The sequence below is a fragment of the Alicycliphilus sp. T452 genome, assembly GCF_054512775.1.
In genome coordinates this window covers 55,535-71,871 of record NZ_JBTNEH010000020.1, presented here as the reverse complement: position 1 = coordinate 71,871, position 16,337 = coordinate 55,535, and the positions used below count along the sequence as shown (strand labels likewise).

General features: G+C 68.5%; 15 protein-coding genes. 7 read left to right on the top strand and 8 right to left on the bottom strand.

The window, feature by feature from the left end:
- The first annotated feature begins 13 nt into the window (after window positions 1-13).
- Window positions 14-1,000, top strand: coding sequence for a tripartite tricarboxylate transporter substrate binding protein BugE (locus ACX12L_RS17055; protein WP_459263647.1), 987 nt, complete (start codon window positions 14-16; stop codon window positions 998-1,000).
- A 118-nt stretch (window positions 1,001-1,118) separates the two neighbouring features.
- On the opposite strand, the gene ggt is transcribed toward ACX12L_RS17055, so the two are convergent.
- Window positions 1,119-2,894, bottom strand: coding sequence for a gamma-glutamyltransferase (ggt, locus tag ACX12L_RS17050; protein WP_459263646.1), 1,776 nt, complete (start codon window positions 2,892-2,894; stop codon window positions 1,119-1,121).
- Window positions 2,895-3,027: 133 nt separating this feature from the next.
- On the opposite strand from ggt, the gene uraH reads away from it, so the two are divergent.
- Complete coding sequence (gene uraH, locus ACX12L_RS17045; protein ID WP_459263645.1) at window positions 3,028-3,378, top strand: hydroxyisourate hydrolase; 351 nt, start codon at window positions 3,028-3,030, stop codon at window positions 3,376-3,378.
- A 24-nt stretch (window positions 3,379-3,402) separates the two neighbouring features.
- Here uraH and ACX12L_RS17040 read toward each other — a convergent pair whose 3' ends face one another.
- Window positions 3,403-3,855, bottom strand: a complete 453-nt coding sequence (locus tag ACX12L_RS17040) for an energy transducer TonB (protein WP_459263669.1) — start codon at window positions 3,853-3,855, stop codon at window positions 3,403-3,405.
- A 137-nt stretch (window positions 3,856-3,992) separates the two neighbouring features.
- Between ACX12L_RS17040 and xdhC the strand changes: the two genes are divergently transcribed.
- The 5 genes from xdhC to ACX12L_RS17015 all read left to right on the top strand — a co-directional run bounded on the left by xdhC (window position 3,993) and on the right by ACX12L_RS17015 (window position 9,366).
- Window positions 3,993-4,820 carry a xanthine dehydrogenase accessory protein XdhC gene (gene xdhC / locus ACX12L_RS17035; protein ID WP_459263644.1) on the top strand — a complete coding sequence of 276 codons (828 nt, stop codon included), beginning with the start codon at window positions 3,993-3,995 and terminating at the stop codon, window positions 4,818-4,820.
- Between the two features lie 204 nt (window positions 4,821-5,024).
- The gene (locus ACX12L_RS17030) at window positions 5,025-6,227 is read left to right on the top strand and encodes a urate hydroxylase PuuD (protein ID WP_459263643.1); all 1,203 of its coding nucleotides are present in this window, start codon (window positions 5,025-5,027) and stop codon (window positions 6,225-6,227) included.
- Window positions 6,228-6,340: 113 nt separating this feature from the next.
- The gene (dcd, locus tag ACX12L_RS17025; RefSeq protein WP_459263642.1) at window positions 6,341-6,907 is read left to right on the top strand and encodes a dCTP deaminase; all 567 of its coding nucleotides are present in this window, start codon (window positions 6,341-6,343) and stop codon (window positions 6,905-6,907) included.
- A 64-nt stretch (window positions 6,908-6,971) separates the two neighbouring features.
- The gene (gene ypfJ, locus ACX12L_RS17020) at window positions 6,972-7,835 is read left to right on the top strand and encodes a KPN_02809 family neutral zinc metallopeptidase (protein ID WP_459263641.1); all 864 of its coding nucleotides are present in this window, start codon (window positions 6,972-6,974) and stop codon (window positions 7,833-7,835) included.
- An 88-nt stretch (window positions 7,836-7,923) separates the two neighbouring features.
- Window positions 7,924-9,366 (top strand): DEAD/DEAH box helicase, encoded by a 1,443-nt coding sequence (locus tag ACX12L_RS17015; RefSeq protein ID WP_459263640.1) that lies wholly within the window; start codon window positions 7,924-7,926, stop codon window positions 9,364-9,366.
- A gap of 100 nt (window positions 9,367-9,466) precedes the next feature.
- Here ACX12L_RS17015 and ACX12L_RS17010 read toward each other — a convergent pair whose 3' ends face one another.
- Genes ACX12L_RS17010 through ACX12L_RS16985 form a run of 6 tightly spaced genes read right to left on the bottom strand, consistent with a single transcriptional unit; the run spans window position 9,467 to window position 16,318 of the window.
- The gene (locus ACX12L_RS17010) at window positions 9,467-10,093 is read right to left on the bottom strand and encodes a nitrous oxide reductase accessory protein NosL (protein WP_459263668.1); all 627 of its coding nucleotides are present in this window, start codon (window positions 10,091-10,093) and stop codon (window positions 9,467-9,469) included.
- 53 nt (window positions 10,094-10,146) lie between these two features.
- Complete coding sequence (locus ACX12L_RS17005) at window positions 10,147-10,683, bottom strand: nitrous oxide reductase accessory protein NosL (RefSeq protein ID WP_459263639.1); 537 nt, start codon at window positions 10,681-10,683, stop codon at window positions 10,147-10,149.
- Window positions 10,680-11,495, bottom strand: a complete 816-nt coding sequence (locus ACX12L_RS17000) for an ABC transporter permease (RefSeq protein ID WP_459263638.1) — start codon at window positions 11,493-11,495, stop codon at window positions 10,680-10,682. The genes ACX12L_RS17005 and ACX12L_RS17000 overlap by 4 nt, the downstream gene beginning before the upstream one ends.
- 26 nt (window positions 11,496-11,521) lie before the next feature.
- Window positions 11,522-12,424 carry an ABC transporter ATP-binding protein gene (locus tag ACX12L_RS16995; RefSeq protein ID WP_459263667.1) on the bottom strand — a complete coding sequence of 301 codons (903 nt, stop codon included), beginning with the start codon at window positions 12,422-12,424 and terminating at the stop codon, window positions 11,522-11,524.
- Window positions 12,425-12,428: 4 nt separating this feature from the next.
- On the bottom strand, window positions 12,429-13,697 hold the full coding sequence (locus ACX12L_RS16990; RefSeq protein ID WP_459263637.1) for a nitrous oxide reductase family maturation protein NosD: 1,269 nt from the start codon (window positions 13,695-13,697) through the stop codon (window positions 12,429-12,431).
- Window positions 13,694-16,318, bottom strand: a complete 2,625-nt coding sequence (locus ACX12L_RS16985) for a 4Fe-4S binding protein (RefSeq protein WP_459263636.1) — start codon at window positions 16,316-16,318, stop codon at window positions 13,694-13,696. Before ACX12L_RS16985 ends, ACX12L_RS16990 begins: the two co-directional genes overlap by 4 nt.
- Between the last annotated feature and the right edge of the window lie 19 nt (window positions 16,319-16,337).

The following is a 16,337-nucleotide window of genomic DNA, read 5'->3' as shown; positions in this document are numbered from 1 at the left end:
GGAGACCATCTACATGCCTACCTTTTCCTTGTACCGCGGCGCGCGTGCGCTGCTTTGCAGCCTGGCCCTCGCGGCAGGCTCCGCGGCGCTGGCGCAGGCCGCCTATCCCGCCAAGCCCATTCGCCTGATCGTGCCCTTTGCCGCGGGCGGCACCACCGACATCATCGCCCGCGTGGTGGCCGACCCGCTGGGGCGCGAGCTGGGCCATCCGGTGGTGGTGGACAACAAGGGCGGCGCCGGCGGCACCATCGGCGCCACCGAGGCCATGCGCGCCAGGCCCGACGGCTACACGCTGAGCATGGCCACCGTGTCCACCACGGCCACCAACCCGGCCATCACGCCGAAGTTCCCGTACAACCCCGAGACGGACTTCGTGCCGATCGTCAACATCGCCGCGACGCCCAACGTCATTGCGGTCAACCCCAGGTTCGCGGGGCACGACTACAAGGGCTTCGTCCAGGAGCTGAAGAAGAACCCCGGCAAATACGCGTATGCCTCCACCGGCACCGGCAGCATCACCCACATGCTGATGGAGCTGTACAAGAGCATGGCGGGCGTGCAGGTGACGCACGTTCCCTACCGGGGCGCGGGCCCGGCGCTGAACGACGTGGTGGCGAACCAGGTCAGCATGAACCTGGACAACCTGCCCTCGTCGCTGCCCTTCATCAAGGACGGCCGCCTGGTGCCCATCGTCGTCGCCGCGCCGCAGCGCCTGGCGGTGCTGCCGGGCGTGCCCACCTTCAAGGAGGTGGGGCTGGAGCCCGTGAACCGCATGGCCTACTACGGCATCGTCGGCCCCAAGGGCACGCCCAGGGAGGTCGTGGACAGGATCAATGCCGCCGTCAGGAAGGTGCTGGCGGACCCGGCGGTGAAGAAGCGCATCGAGGACACCGGCTCGCTCATCGTCGCCAACACGCCGGAGCAGTTCGCCGAGCAGATCAGGAGCGAGTTCGCCACGTACAAGGAAGTCGTGGCGAAGGAGAAGCTGACGCTGGAGTGATGCGCGCCGTTTTTGGAATGAAAACGACCCTGGGGCTTATGTGGAAAGCGCCGGGCGCTCTGTTTCAAGGAGCATCCAGCGCTTGCCTGCGGTGTCCTCGCGCATCAAGGACAGCAGCCTAGTACCCCAGCGTCTGCCCATCCGGGTTGCGCGGATCGGAGGCGCCGTAGAGCGTGCCGCTGCGGATCTCAATGGTCTGCGTGCGGCCCATGGCGGGTTTCAGCGCCACCTTGTGGCCCCATTGCCTGAGCAGCGCCAGCGTGTCGGCGCTGAAGCCCTTTTCTATGCGCAGCTCGTCGGGCGTCCACTGGTGGTGAAAGCGCGGTGTGGCGGCGGCCTCGGCGGGGTTCATGCCGAAGTCGATGTAGTTCACGACCTGCTGCAGCACCGTGGTGATGATGCGCGCGCCGCCGGGGCTGCCCGTGACGAGCACGGGCTTGCCGTCCTTGACCACCAGCGTGGGCGTCATGGATGACAGCGGGCGCTTGCCCGCGGCCACGGCGTTGGCGTCGCCGCCCACCAGGCCGTAGGCATTGGGCACGCCGGGCTTGGCCGAGAAGTCGTCCATCTCGTTGTTGAGCAGGATGCCCGTGCCCTTGGCCACGATGCCGCTGCCGAAGTTGGTGTTCAGCGTGTAGGTCACGGCCACGGCGTTGCCGGCCTTGTCCACCACCGAGAAGTGCGTGGTCTGGTCGCTCTCGTAGGGCTGGGGCTTGCCGGGCTTGATGTCCTTGGCCGTGCGCGCCTGGGTGGGGCTGATGCCGGCGGCGAGCTGGTCGGCGTAGCGCTTGGAGGTCAGGCCCTTGAGCGGCACCTTCACGAAGTCCGGGTCGCCCAGGTACTCGGAGCGGTCGGCGTAGGCCAGCTTCATGCTCTCGGCCATGTGGTGCACGCTGTTGGCGCTGTTGGCGCCCCACTGGTTCATGGGCCAGCGCTCCATCATGTTCAGGATCTGGATCAGGTGCGCGCCGCCCGACGACGGCGGCGGCATGGTCACGATCTGGTAGCCGCGGTAGCTGCCGCGCACGGGCTCGCGCTCGACCACCTTGTAGTTCTTCAGGTCGGCCAGCGAGATGGCGCCCGCGTGCGGCGCCATCTCGGCCGCGATCTTCGTGGCGATCGCGCCTTCATAGAAGGCCTTGGCGCCCTGTTCGCCGATCAGCCGCAGCGACTGCGCCAGGTCTTTCTGCACCAGGGTGTCGCCCCGCTTGAGCGGCTGGCCGTTCTTCCAGAAGATGGCCTGGGTGGCGGGCCAGCGGCCCATGTTCTTCTGCTCCTGCTGCAGGATCTTGGCCAGGGTCTCGCTGACCGGAAAGCCCTTGTCCGCCAGCGCCGCGGCTGGCGCGACCACCTTGGACAGCGGCAGCGTGCCCCATTTCTTCAGGGCATGCTCCATGCCCGCCACCGTGCCGGGCACGCCCACGGCGTAGTGGGTGTAGAGCGACTTGCCGTCGATCACCTTGCCCTGCGCGTCCAGGTACATGTCGCGCGTGGCCCTGGAGGGGGCCACCTCGCGGAAGTCCAGCGCCACGCTCCTGCCCGTCCTGGCGTCGTGCACCATCATGAAGCCGCCGCCGCCGATGTTGCCCGCGTTGGGCAGCGCCACGGCCAGCGCGAAGCCCATGGCCACGGCGGCATCCACGGCGTTGCCGCCGCTCCTGAGAATGTCCAGCCCTATGCGCGAGGCCAGTTCCTGCTCGCTGGCCACCATGCCGTTCTTGGCCACCACGGGGTGGAACACGTCCATGTCGAAGTCGTAGGCCGCGGCGGCGGCCTGCGCCGCGGCGGGTGCAGCCGCGGTGGACGCCGGCGGCTGCTGCATGCTGCCGCAGCCGGCCAGGCCGGCAAGGGCCAGCGCCAGGCTGGCGGCGAGCAGGGTGGAGCGTGGATGCATGGGTGTCTCCTTTCGAGGTGAAGCAAAGGTCCGCAGGGTAAACGCCGAATCGGAACCTGACAATAGCGTACAAAAAATGTATACACTTTGGCGGCGGCACGATTTGCGCCGCCGATGCTTCAGGAGACACACCATGGGCCTCAGCACCCACGTCCTAGACACCATGCATGGCTGCCCCGCCGCGGGCATGGCCGTTGCGCTGTATGCCACCCAGGACGACCAGGCCACCTTGCTCAAGAGCCTGGTGCTCAACCACGACGGGCGCACCGATGCGCCGCTGTTCGACGACCGCAGCCTGAAGCCGGGCACCTACCGCCTGACGTTCGACGTGGCCGGCTATTTCAAGGCGCGCGGCGTGCAACTGCCCGAGCCCAACTTCCTGAACAAGGTCAGCCTGGACTTCGGCGTGGCCCATGCCGACCAGCATTACCACGTGCCGCTGCTGGTCAGCCCGTGGAGCTATTCCACCTACCGTGGCTCCTGAACCGTGCCGCTTTGGCGCCAGGGGTCAAAGCTGGCCTTCGGTGAGGGTATCCAGCTGGAAATGCCCCGACTTGTCCCACAGCCAGGTGTCGGTATAGGTCACGCGCTGCATGCGCGCGGGCACGGGGAAGGGCGCTGCGGCGCGCACCGTGCGCTCGATCTCGGCCACCACCTCGGGCGCGTGGCGCGGCGCGCGCATCCAGCGCAGGGCCGTCACGCGGCCGTTGCGGTCGATGTCCACCTCCAGCACGCCGATGGCGTACAGCAGCGGCGGCAGCTTGCCCTGGTAGATGCGCCGTGCGTTCAGGCCGTAGAGGTGGCGCGCCGCGTCCTGGCGGTAGGCGCGCGGCGTGGCGGCCGCCGAGGCGCGCACCGCGGCCGGCGTGGCGCCGGCGGCGCCAGGGGGGGCGGTGTCCTGCGGCGGCGGCGCCTGCGGGCCCGATTTGCAGGCGGCGACGATGGCGGCCACCAGCGCCATCAGGCTGGCGGGCAGCCAGAAGGGGCGTCTGGCCGGCTCTCTGGGCGGCGGGGCGTCGGAGGGTTGCTGGGGCATGGAGGGTGTCGCTATGCTGGGCCAGCGGTGGCGCGCAGCCCGTGAACTGGAGGTGATGGCGAGTGACGGTGTTGGATTGTCTGTTGCAGCGCATCGAGGCCGCACCCGCGTGCCTGGTGACGGTGGAGTCTACCCAAGGCTCGGTGCCGCGCGAGCCCGGCGCCTGGATGGCCCTGTTCGCGGGAGACCCACAGCCGCTGGGCACCATCGGCGGCGGCCATCTGGAGCTGCAGGCCATGCACGAGGCGCGCGAGCGCCTGGCCGGTCACCTGGCCGGCCGGCAGGCAGGCCCGGCCGTGGTGCGCCGGGCGCTGGGCCCCAGCCTGGGCCAGTGCTGCGGCGGCGTGGTGCACCTGCGCTTCGAATGCGTGGCCGCGGCCGACGCGCCGGCCCTGCGCCGGCGCCTGGCGCCGCGGCTGCAGCCGGTGGCGCTGTTCGGCGGCGGCCACGTGGGGCACGCGCTGGCGCGCGTGCTGGCGCCGCTGCCGTTCGCGCTGCACTGGATCGACAGCCGCGAGGGCGTGTTCCCCCCGCAGGTGGATGCCGATACGGTCTGCGAACACTCCGACCCGGTGCAGGCCGCCGTGCCGGACCTGGCACCGCAGTCCTGCGTGCTCATCATGAGCTTCAGCCACGCCGAGGACCTGGACATCGTCGCCGCCTGCCTGCTGCGCCAGCGCGAGCGGGGCGACCTGCCCTTCATCGGCCTGATCGGCAGCCGCACCAAGTGGGCCACCTTCCGGCACCGCCTGGCGGCGCGCGGCTTCCAGGACGAGGAGCTGGCGCACGTCACCTGCCCGATCGGCGTGCCCGGCATCACGGGCAAGGAGCCCGAGGTGATCGCCGTGGCGGTGGCGGCGCAGTTGCTGCAGCGTTTGGGTGCAGCATGAAGCAATCGGGTCAGGGTAATCCCGGCCGCGGTTTCATGGAGTTGGCGGGAAAAATTGCATACACTTAATGTCCACAAAGTCGGTCGCAGCGGTGTCCCGGTAGCTTCATGCCAAGGTGCGCGGCCCATTGTTTTCTGCTCAGAGCACCCGCAGTGGTGAGCAGCATGCAGGCGCGCAACGCACGCCTGCCGAGGTTGACACATCATGGAAAGCTACCTTCTGGACTGGTCCAACCTGCTGCTGCGCTGGCTGCACGTCATCACCGCCATCGCCTGGGTGGGGTCGTCGTTCTATTTCGTTTTTCTCGACAGCAGCCTCACGCCGCCCGAGGACGAGCGCATGAGGCGCGACGGCATCACCGGCGAGCTGTGGGCCGTGCATGGCGGCGGGTTCTACCACCCGGTCAAATACAACGTCTCTCCCCCGAAGCTGCCGGACCACCTGCACTGGTTCTACTGGGAGAGCTACACCACCTGGCTCAGCGGGTTCGCGCTGCTCACCGTGTCCTACCTGTGGAACGCCGGCATCTACCTGGTGAGCCCGTCCAACCCGCTCATGTCGCCCTCCATGGCCATCGTGGCGGCGCTGGCCTTCCTGGTGGTGCTCTGGCTGCTCTACGACGCCATCTGCCGCGTCTTCGGCCAGAAGGACAAGGGCGACGCCATCGTGGGCGCGCTGGTTCTGGTGCTGGTGTGCATCGCGGCCTGGCTGGCCTGCCGCATCTTCCCCGGCCAGGCGGCCTTCCTGCTCATGGGCGCCATGCTGGCCACGTCGATGAGCGCCAACGTGTTCTTCTGGATCATCCCCGGCCAGCGCAAGGTGGTCGCGGCGCTCAAGGCCGGCCAGCCGGTGGACCCCATCCACGGCAAGCGCGGCAAGCAGCGCAGCGTGCACAACACCTACTTCACGCTGCCCGTGCTGTTCGCCATGCTGTCCAACCACTACGGCTGGCTCTACAACCACCCGCTCAACTGGCTGGTGCTCATCCTCATGATGTTCGCTGGCGCCGCCATCCGCCAGTTCTTCGTGATGCGCCATGGCTCCAAGCTGGGCCGCAACGCCCATCCCTGGCCCTATGCGGCCGTGGGCGTGGTGGTGCTGCTGGGCGTGCTGGGCTGGCTCAGGCCCGCGCCGCAGGCCGCAGCCGCGGCGCAGGCACCGTCGGGCTATGCCCAGGTGCGCGCCATCATGGACAAGCATTGCATGGTCTGCCACAGCGCCAGCACGGTCGCGCAAAAGAACGTGAGGTTCGACACCCCCGAGGACGTCAAGAGCCACGCCCAGCAGGTCTACCAGCAGGTGGTGCAGCTGCGCAAGATGCCCTTCGGCAACCCTGGCGCGCTGTCCGCCGAGGAGGTCGACACCTTCAAGCGCTGGTACGAGGGCGGCGCGCCGGTCGCGCCCTGATCGGTTCTTTTGAATGAAAAGAGCTTCCAGCGCTTACCAGTCAAGCGCTGGCAGCTCTTTTTTTGTGAGTATGGTGGCCGTGGTGGCAGAATGCGCGCCAGGAGTCTTTACCCATGAGCATCAAGAGCGACAAATGGATCCGCCGCATGGCCGAGCAGCACGGCATGATCGAGCCCTTCGAGCCCGGCCAGGTCCGCGAGCAGGATGGCAAGAAGATCATCAGCTACGGCACCAGCAGCTACGGCTACGACATCCGCTGCGCGCGCGAATTCAAGGTCTTCACCAACATCCACAGCACCGTGGTGGATCCGAAAAATTTCGACGAGAAGAGCTTCGTCGACTTCGAGGGCGACTTCTGCATCATCCCGCCCAACAGCTTCGCGCTGGCGCGCACGATGGAGTACTTCCGCATTCCGCGCGACGTGCTCACCGTGTGCCTGGGCAAGAGCACCTACGCGCGCTGCGGCATCATCGTCAACGTCACGCCCTTCGAGCCCGAATGGGAGGGCTACGTGACGCTGGAGTTCTCCAACACCACGCCGCTGCCCGCCAAGATCTACGCGGGCGAGGGCTGCGCGCAGGTGCTGTTCTTCCAGGGCGACGAGGAATGCGCCGTGAGCTACAAGGACCGCAACGGCAAGTACCAGGGCCAGCATGGCGTGACGCTGCCCAAGGCCTGAGAACACGTTCTGGATGCAGGCGTAATATCTGCCGCTGGCGCGTGATGCGCATGGGAGACGGTCCATGAAATGGGAAGGCAACCGCGAATCGGACAACGTGGAGGACCGCCGCAGCGGAGGCGGCGGCGGCTTCGTGGGCGGGCGCTCCATCGGCATCGGCACGGTGGTGCTGGCACTGATCGGCTGGGGCGTGTTCGGCATCAACCCGCTCACCACCATCGGCGTGCTGTCGGGCGGCGGCGCGCCCCAGGAGCAGCAGGCGCCGGCGCAGCGGCCACCGGGCAACGACCGCCAGGCCGCCTTCGTCTCCACCGTGCTGGCCTCGACCGAAGACGTGTGGGCGCAGATCTTCCGCCAGGGCGGGGCGCAGTACCGCGACCCCAAGCTGGTGCTCTACCGCGGCGCCACGCCCACGGCCTGCGGCACGGGGCAGAGCGCCATGGGGCCGTTCTACTGCCCCGGCGACCAGAAGGTGTACCTGGACATGGACTTCTTCGACACCATGAGCCGCCAGCTCGGCGCGCCGGGCGAATTCGCGCGCGCCTACGTGATCGCCCACGAGGTGGGCCACCACGTGCAGACCCTGCTGGGCGCCACGGCCAAGGTGGACGGCATGCGCGGGCGCGTGAGCCAGCGCGAGCAGAACGCGCTGTCGGTACGGCTGGAGCTGCAGGCCGACTGCTATGCCGGCATCTGGGCCCACCACTCGCAGCAGGCCAAGAACTGGCTGGACCAGGGCGACATCGAATCGGCCGTGAACGCCGCCGAGCAGATCGGCGACGACACGCTGCAGCGCCAGCAGACGGGCACCGTGCGGCCCGATGCCTTCACCCACGGCTCCAGCGCGCAGCGCGTGCGCTGGTTCACGCAGGGCCTGAAGACCGGCAGCGTGCAGGCCTGCGACACGTTCAGGGCGCAGTCACTGTAGTTTTTGCGGCGCATTCGGGGCATGGGTCGGGGCGCCGCGGCTGGGGGCCTGGCCCTTTTGTTTGCTGCAGTGCGACAATAGCGGCTTCATGACACAACCCTATTCCTCCCTTGCGCTGGCCGAACCGCTCAAGCGCGCCGTAGCCGACATGGGCTACGAGAACATGACCCCGATCCAGGCCCAGGCGATCCCTGTGGTGCTGACCGGCAAGGACGTGATGGGCGCGGCCCAGACCGGCACCGGCAAGACGGCGGCGTTCTCGCTGCCGCTGCTCGAGCGCCTGCTCAAGCACGAGAACAGCTCCGCCTCGCCCGCGCGCCACCCCGTGCGCGCCCTGGTGCTGCTGCCCACGCGCGAGCTGGCCGACCAGGTGGCGCAGCAGATCGCGCTGTACGCCAAGTACACCAAGCTGCGCAGCACCGTGGTGTTCGGCGGCATGGACATGAAGCCGCAGACGCTGGAGCTGAAAAAGGGCGTCGAGGTGCTGGTGGCCACGCCGGGGCGCCTGCTCGACCACATCGAGGCCAAGAACGCGGTGCTCAACCAGGTCGAGTACGTGGTGCTCGACGAGGCCGACCGCATGCTGGACATCGGCTTCCTGCCCGACCTGCAGCGCATCCTCTCCTACCTGCCCAAGCAGCGCACCACGCTGCTGTTCTCGGCCACGTTCTCGCCCGAGATCAAGCGCCTGGCGGGCAGCTACCTGCAGGACCCCGTCACCATCGAGGTGGCGCGCCCCAACGAGACGGCCTCCACCGTGGAGCAGCGCTTCTTCAGCGTGCAGGACGACGACAAGCGCCGCGCCATCCGCCACGTGCTGACCGAGCGCGGGCTCAAGCAGGCCTTCATCTTCGTCAACAGCAAGCTCGGCTGCGCCCGCCTGGCGCGCAGCCTGGAGCGCGACGGCCTGAAGACCGCGGCGCTGCATGGCGACAAGAGCCAGGACGAGCGCCTCAAGGCCCTGGAGGCCTTCAAGAGCGGCGACGTGGACCTGCTGGTGTGCACCGACGTGGCGGCGCGGGGCCTGGACATCAAGGACGTGCCGGCCGTGTTCAACCACGACGTGCCGTTCAACGCCGAGGACTACGTGCACCGCATCGGCCGCACGGGGCGCGCGGGCGCATCGGGCCTGGCCGTCACGCTGGTCGGCAGCGGCGATGCGCGCCTGGTGGCCGACATCGAGAAGCTCATCAAGAAGAAGGTCGAGCTCGAACCGCTGGAACTGCAGGAAGAGCGCCCGCGCGGCCGCTTCAACGACGGCCGGCGCGCCTGGCGCGAGGAGGGCGGCGACGCCCCCCGCAGCGGCGGCCGCGAGCGCGGCGGCTACCGCGGCGCACCGGCCGTGGTGCGCGACGCCTTCTTCGACAAGCCCTACGAGCCCAGCGCCACCGGCAGCGGCGCGGCGAGCTGGGAGGTGGCCCCCAAGGCGGCCGTGGCGCGCGGCAGCATCTCCGCCAACATCAAGCCCAAGCGCAAGCTGCCGGCCCTGTTCAAGGCGCCGCAGCCCGAGGCCGAGCCTTCGGCCCAGTGATGGCGCCGGGAGCCGGGTCCGGCTCCCGTTGGGATTTCATGTAAAAAAGGCCGCTAGCGCTTGTGCAGCAAGCGCTGTAAGCTATTTTTTCAGTAGCGTATCAATGGTGGACGTGGCCGCCGCTGCCGGCCAGTTCCGCGATCAGCGCCGCGTCGATCGCGCCGAAGGCCAGCACCGTGCCGCCGCGCTGCGCGGCGAAGGCCTGGGCGGCCTCGCGCGTGGCGAAGGCGGGCAGGTTGCCCGCGCGCATCGGCCCCCTGGCCGACGATCCATGCACGTAGTAGGCGCCCAGGGCGTCGATCCAGCGCGCGCGGCCGTCCCCCGCGGGCGCGGAGGCATCGGTGACGTAGTGCGCCACGATACTCCCCGCGCTGCGGCCGGGGCTGTAGCGCGCCACGTCCTGCAGGTACATGAACAGCGACAGCGGCGAGTCGAAGAACTGCGCGTCGCCGTTGTCGAAGATGACCTGCGCCGCCCACTCGCGCGAGCGTGCCGGGAACATGCCGCAGACGGGGCAGCGGGCGTCCGCCGGTATGGCGCGCGCCGCCGTGGGCGGCAGGCCCGAGGCGGGGTCGTAGCGCGTGGGCGGGGCGACGATGCACACGTCCGGTTCCGGCGCCGGAGCCGGAATTGCCTGGGGCGCGAGTGCCTTGCGCACGGCGGGCACGCTCCACGGCGCGCTGGCCCCCAATGCCGCCAGGGCCCCGAGCGCGCCCATGGCCAGCATGCGCCTGCGGCGCTGCTGCGGTGGGGCCAGGGGTGCGGCGGGCATGTGCATGGCTACATGCGCGTGTCGTGCAGCGCGCCGCCGCTCAGGTCCACCATGTCCAGCTTGATGTCGGCGAAGCGCAGCACCTTGCCGCCCCACTCCTGGGCGAATTTGGCGGCGTCGGCCTCCTGGGCGAAGCTGGCGATGGTCGGGCCCATGGAGCCGTGGCGCTTGCTGCCCAGCACGTAGACGGCCGCCTTGGCGTCTATCCAGTGGCCCTTGGGCTCGTCCCAGCTGGCCTGGCCCATGTCCTGCACGTAGACGGCGCGCACGGGCCGCACCTGCTCGCCCGCGAGCAGGGTGTTGAACAGCTCCACCGTGTCGCAGAAGAAGGCGGGTTTGTCCTGGCCGGCGTAGTGGATCTGCGCCTTGGGGCCGGGGTAGTCGGAGAGCAGCATGCCGTCGAGTTCGCAGGAGGTGGAGCGGTCGATCTCCACGGGGGCGAGCGATTGCGCCTCGCCGGGCTTGTCGCCGCAGGCGGCCAGCAGGACGGTGAAGGCGGCCAGGCCCAGCGTGCGGCGGCGGGTGAGGCAGGAACAGGTCGTCATGGCTTGAATCTCCATTGGGCAAGAACGAGCGGCAGCACGATCCAGGCGGCCATCACGCCGCCCATGGTCAGCGGGTTGCCCAGCGATGCGGGCACGACGCTGGCCAGGCCGTAGAGGGTGCGCACGTCCTCGAGCGAGAACACGTTGAGGATGCGGAACACGTCCGCGGGGTTGAGCAGCAGCAGCCAGGCGAAGGCGTCACCCGCGAACTGCCCGCCGGTGGTCACGAGCAGGCCCAGCAGCAGCAGGTCGAACACCAGCACGAAGAAGAACCAGGTGGCGATGGCCAGGCCCGAGGCGCGGGTGCGCTCGCGCGCCAGCACCGAGATGAGCACCGCCAGGCTCAGGAACGCCAGGCCCAGCAGCACCGAGCTGAGCATGAAGCCGCCGTAGTGGAACAGCGCGTTGGCGCTCATGTGGCGCCACAGCAGCACGGCCACCAGGCCGAAGCCGGCCACGGTGGAGAGGGCGAGCGCGGCGGCCAGCCCCAGGTATTTGCCCAGCAGCAGCTCCAGCCGCGTGATCGGCAGGGCCAGCAGCAGGTCGAGCGAGCCGCGCTCGCGCTCGCCGACGATGGCGTCGAAGCCCAGCAGCAGGGCGATCAGCGGGATCAGGTAGATGACCAGGCTGACCAGGCTGGCGATGGTGAACTCGATGGAGCGAAAGCCCACCTGGCCCTGCTGCGCGCCGCCGAAGTAGGCGATGACGAGCGAGAACACGGTGAAGACGAGCGCGACGGCCAGCACCCAGCGGTTGCGCATGCGGTCGCGGAATTCCTTGGCCGCGACGGTGAGGATAGGGGTCAGTTCCATGAAACAGAGGTGCGGGGGAGCGGGGGCTAGGCGGAAAGACCGAAGAACATGTCTTCGAGCGAGGGCTCCTGCAGGCGCAGGTCGCGCACGCGCGCGCCCAGGGGGGCGAGGGCGGCGAGCACGGCCATCTTGTGCGTGCGCGCGCACTGCAGCTGCAGGCCCGTGGGCGTCTGCGCGGGCTTGGCGCCCGTGGCCGCGAGCAGGGCGAGCAGGGCCTCGTGGCAGTCTTCGGGAGCCATGTCCACCTCCACGATGAGCGGCAGGCCCGTGCGCTCGCGCAGCTCCTGCACGCTGCCCATCGCCTGCACCTGGCCCGAGGCCAGGATGGCCAGGCGGTCGACGCGCTCCTGCAGCTCGGCGAGGATGTGCGAGGTGATGATGACGGTGACGCCGCCGGCCTGCAGGTCGCGCAGCGTGGCGTAGAAGTCGCGGATCGCCTGGGGGTCCAGGCCGTTGGTGGGCTCGTCGAGGAACAGCACGCGGGGCCTGCCGAGCAGGGCCTGGGCGAACCCCAGGCGCTGGCGCATGCCCTTGGAGTATTCGCGCACCGGGCGCTTGCCCGCGTGCGCCAGGCCCACCTTCTCCAGCATGGCCGGGCAGTCCTGCAGCGGCGCGCCCTTCAGGCGCGCGAAGAAGTGCAGCGTCTCCAGGCCGTCGAGGTTGTCGTAGAGCACGACGTTTTCCGGCAGGTAGCCGAGCTGCCTGCGCGCGGCGCGGAAGTGCCGCCCGCCCACGGGCGTGCCGGCCACCAGGATGGAGCCCGCGGTGGGCGCGAGCAGGCCCAGCATCATCTTGAACAGCGTGCTCTTGCCCGCGCCGTTGTGGCCGATCAGGCCGAAGAGTTCGCCCGGGGGAATGTCCAGATCGACGCCATCGACGGCATGCAGCGCGCCGAAGTGCTTGTGCACGCCGCGCAGGGAGATGGCCATCTGCTCACTGGCCGGGGAAATGCTTGCCACGCCATTGACTCCAGTCTTGGTGGTAGGGGCGCATGCGCGGGTGGGGGTCCACCACCGAGGGCACGCGCAGAACGGGAAACTGCTGGCCCACCAGGCGCAGCGCCTGCACGGCGGGGCTGGCCAGCAGCAGCTTGATGCTGGGGTGGCGCCAGGTCAGGCGGTCCACCATGTCGTTGGCCTCGTACTGCACGTCGCCCACGCCATCGCCGTTGCGGTCCCAGCCCAGGTAGTTGCTCCAGTAGTTGCCGCGCTGCTTGCCCCAGACCTCGTCGCGCGCGCCCACGTAGCGCACCTGCTCGCGGTTGCCGATGAAGTCGTTGCCCTCCACCTCGTTGCGCGTGGAGCCGGCCGACAGGTGCACGCCCACGGTGTTGTCCACGACCAGGTTGTTGTTGAGCTTGATGTACTCCACGTCGTAGATGAAGAAGCCCCGGTTGTTCCCGGCCACGATATTGCCCTCGATCACCGAGTCCTGCAGCGTGCGCAGCATGATGCCGTGGTCCGAATTGCCCCAGGCGCGGTTGTTGCGGACCTCCTGGTTGCGCACCTCCATGAGCGCCAGGCCGCCGCGGTTGTAGTACGTGTCGTTGTCCTCCCACAGGTTGTAGTAGGAGTTCATGTAGTGCGTGCCGTAGCGGCTGTGGTGCAGCTTGTTGCCCTTGAACAGCGCGTGGTGCGAGACGTCGACATACAAGGCATCGCGCACGAAGCTGATGTCGTTGTTGAGGATTTTCGCGCCCTTGGTGTTGTACAGCTGCACCCCGTTGCCGCGCTGGGGCGAGGCGTATTCGCGCTTGCCGGTGATGGTGTTGTGCTCTATGAGCACGTCGTCGGCCTTCTCGATCCACAGGCCGAACAGGTTGTAGGTCAGGTCGCAGCGGCGCACGATGGCGCGGTGCGCGCCGGGGTAGAGGTAGATGCCGGCGTTCTGGTCCTTGAGGTCGTCGCCCGAGTCGCGCACGATCAGGCCCTCTATCACCACGTCGGGGGCGGTGACGCGGATGGTGTCGCCCTGGTTGCCGCCGCTGATGGTGGGGCGGTCCAGGCCGCGCAGGGTCAGGGGCTTGTCGATCAGCAGGTTGGCGCGGTACTGGCCGCGCGCCACCTCGACCACGTCGCCCGGCCGGGCCTTGGCCACCGCAGCGGCCAGGTCGTCGCCGGGGCGCACGCTCAGGGTGGCTGCCTGGCAGGCCCCGGCGATGCACAGCGCCAGGGCCAGGCCTAAGTGCGAGATGGCGGTCATGCGATGAGCCAGCCCAGGGTCTTGAGCACCAGGAACAGCGCAGCGCCAATCATCAGGTTCTTGAATCCCACGTAGCTCATCATGTCCATCACGCCGGCGACGCGGTACTGGTCGCGCCACCAGGGGCCATCCTTCACATAGCGGCGGCCGGACAGGCGGATCAACACCTCGTACACGCTCCAGCCGAACCACCAGCCGATGATAGCGCCCGAGGACAGGTGGCCCAGGGCGGTCTGCACCCAGGCGATGGTGGCGGCAATGGCCAGCGCCAGGCCGGCGACCTGCAGCGCCCTCTGGCTGCGCCAGCCCTCGCGGCTCCAGGGCCACAGGTGGTCGCGCAGCTCCAGCCACAGCCATTCGATCAGGCCCACGTCCTCCTTGTGCGCGGGCAGGGTGCGGTCGGTGGGCATGCGCGGATCGACGCCGTCCTTCGCCTTGGCCGCGATCTGGTCCTCCACCTTGGCGGGGTGGATGGGGATGAAGTAGCCGTTCTTGCCGATGGGCGTGATCTCCAGGCCGTCCTTCTCGCGGCGCTTGCGCTCCTTGGCCAGGGGCGGGCAGCCCTTGGTGTCGGTGTAGAGGATCATGCAGTCCAGGCAGTGCAGGCACTCGCGGTGGTCGATGCGGCCGTCGGCGTCGATGGCCTGGGCGCCGCAGCCCACGGCGCAGGCCTTGCAGCTGTTGCAATCCTGCTTGCGCTTGAGGCCGAACCAGCGGAAGGTGCTGGGCATGGCCAGCGACGCGCCCAGCGGGCAGATGTACTTGCAGTACGGCCGCTCGATGAAGATGGACACGCCGAGGATGGCCGCCACGAACAGGCCGTAGGGCCAGGCGCGGTTCATCACGCCGACCAGGAAGGTGGTCTTGAAGGGCTCGACCTCGGCCAGCTTCTCCGCCAGGCCCATGGAGAACATGGACACCGTGAGCAGGAAGAAGAACACGGCGTACTTGACCCACTTCAGGCGGTCGTGCCATTTCTGCGGCAGTGCCGTTTGGAAGCGCTTGAGGCCCACGGCCTTGGCGATCTTGTAGATGCCCTCCTGCAGCGAGCCGAACGGGCACATCCAGCCGCAGAACAGGCCGCGGCCGAACAGGAACACGGTGACGATGATGAAGATCCAGAACAGGAAGATGAACGGATCGGACAGGAACAGCGACCAGGTCCACTGGAACAGCAGCGAATGGAACCAGGTCAGCACCTGGGTGATGGAGGGCTGGGCCATGTAGCCGAAGCCGATCCAGAAGATGCTGAGCGCCCAGAACGTGTACTTGAAGCCGTTGACCGGCCACTTGTTCTTGTGCGTGGACAGGCGCGTGAGCTTCTCGCGCAGCGCGTAGACCACCGTCACGGCAATCAGCAGCAGGGCGAACAGACTGATCGGCAGGGCCTGCGCTTTCCAGATGCGCACCCAGGGGGCGGCGGGCTCCTCGACCTTGGGGCGGCCGCCTTCGAGGCTGCTGGCGGGCAGCCAGTACTTGGACTCGAACACGGCGAAGCTGCGGTGCCCCGTGGCGCGGTCCACGCGGTTGCCCAGGAAGGCCAGCTTCCAGGGATAGGCGGCGGAGAACGAGGGCGAGCGGATGATGAAGATGGCCGACTCGGTGTAGCGCGGCGCGCCGCCCGCCTCCAGGCCGTAGAGGTTGTACGAATCCAGGTCGCGGAAGGTGAAGGAGTCCGCGCCCTGCTTGACCTGCACGCGGTCGAAGATGCCGCCGCGCACGAAGCCCGAGCCCTTGAAGGACTCCTGGCCCGCGGTCTTGATGACGAACAGCGCGTTCTCGCCTTCCTTGAGGCGCGAGCGCAGGCTGTCGAACGCGTTGTCGCCCAGCACGCTGCGGCCGATGTCGGGCTGGTTCAGGTCGCCGAACCACAGCTCGATGAAGGGCTCGGGGCCGCGCGGCAGGCCGACCTGCTCGGGCTTGACGAGCAGCTGCTGCACCGCGCCCATCTTCACGAGCTGCGCCCAGTCGTATTTCTGGCCGGTGGCGACGAACCTGGCGCTCTCGCGCACCGTGGGCGCGATGATGCCGGTCTGGCGCGCGACGGCGGCGCCCGAGGTCATGACCACCTGGTTCTGCGCGACGACGGTGACGGTGGCGCCCGAGATGGCGTCCACGCCGGTCACGTTCTCGTCGGGGCGCGAGGGGCCGACCTCGATGGTGTCGGTCACCGACTTGCCGATGTACTGGTTGTTGAAGTTGATGAGGGCCGATTCCGGAATGCCCAGCAGCAGGATGGGCTCGGAATGCTTGAGCACCTTCAGGCCGACGAAATGGCCTTTCGTGTCCATGCCGATGAGGGTCACCACCGGCTTGCCCGAGTAGGCGGGCGTGTCGGTGATGTCGGTGGACAGCATCACGTAGCCCAGCAGCTTCTTCTGGGCGGAGTCGTTGTCGTAGGCCTCGACGTAGGGCGGCTGGCCCTTGCGCTCGGAGAAATGCGCTGCGCCCGGAAAGACCTCGGTGCACGGCAGCAGCGAGCACATGTCGGGCGTGCTTGCCAGGTTGGCGGGCAGCTCGGCCTCATAGGCCCCGGCGCGGGCGGCAGGGGGCGCCAGCAGTGCCAGCGCCACGAAGAAGACGGAAAGAAAGGCTACGAACCGTTGACCCAGGGGAATCATCACACTATCCAATGAATAG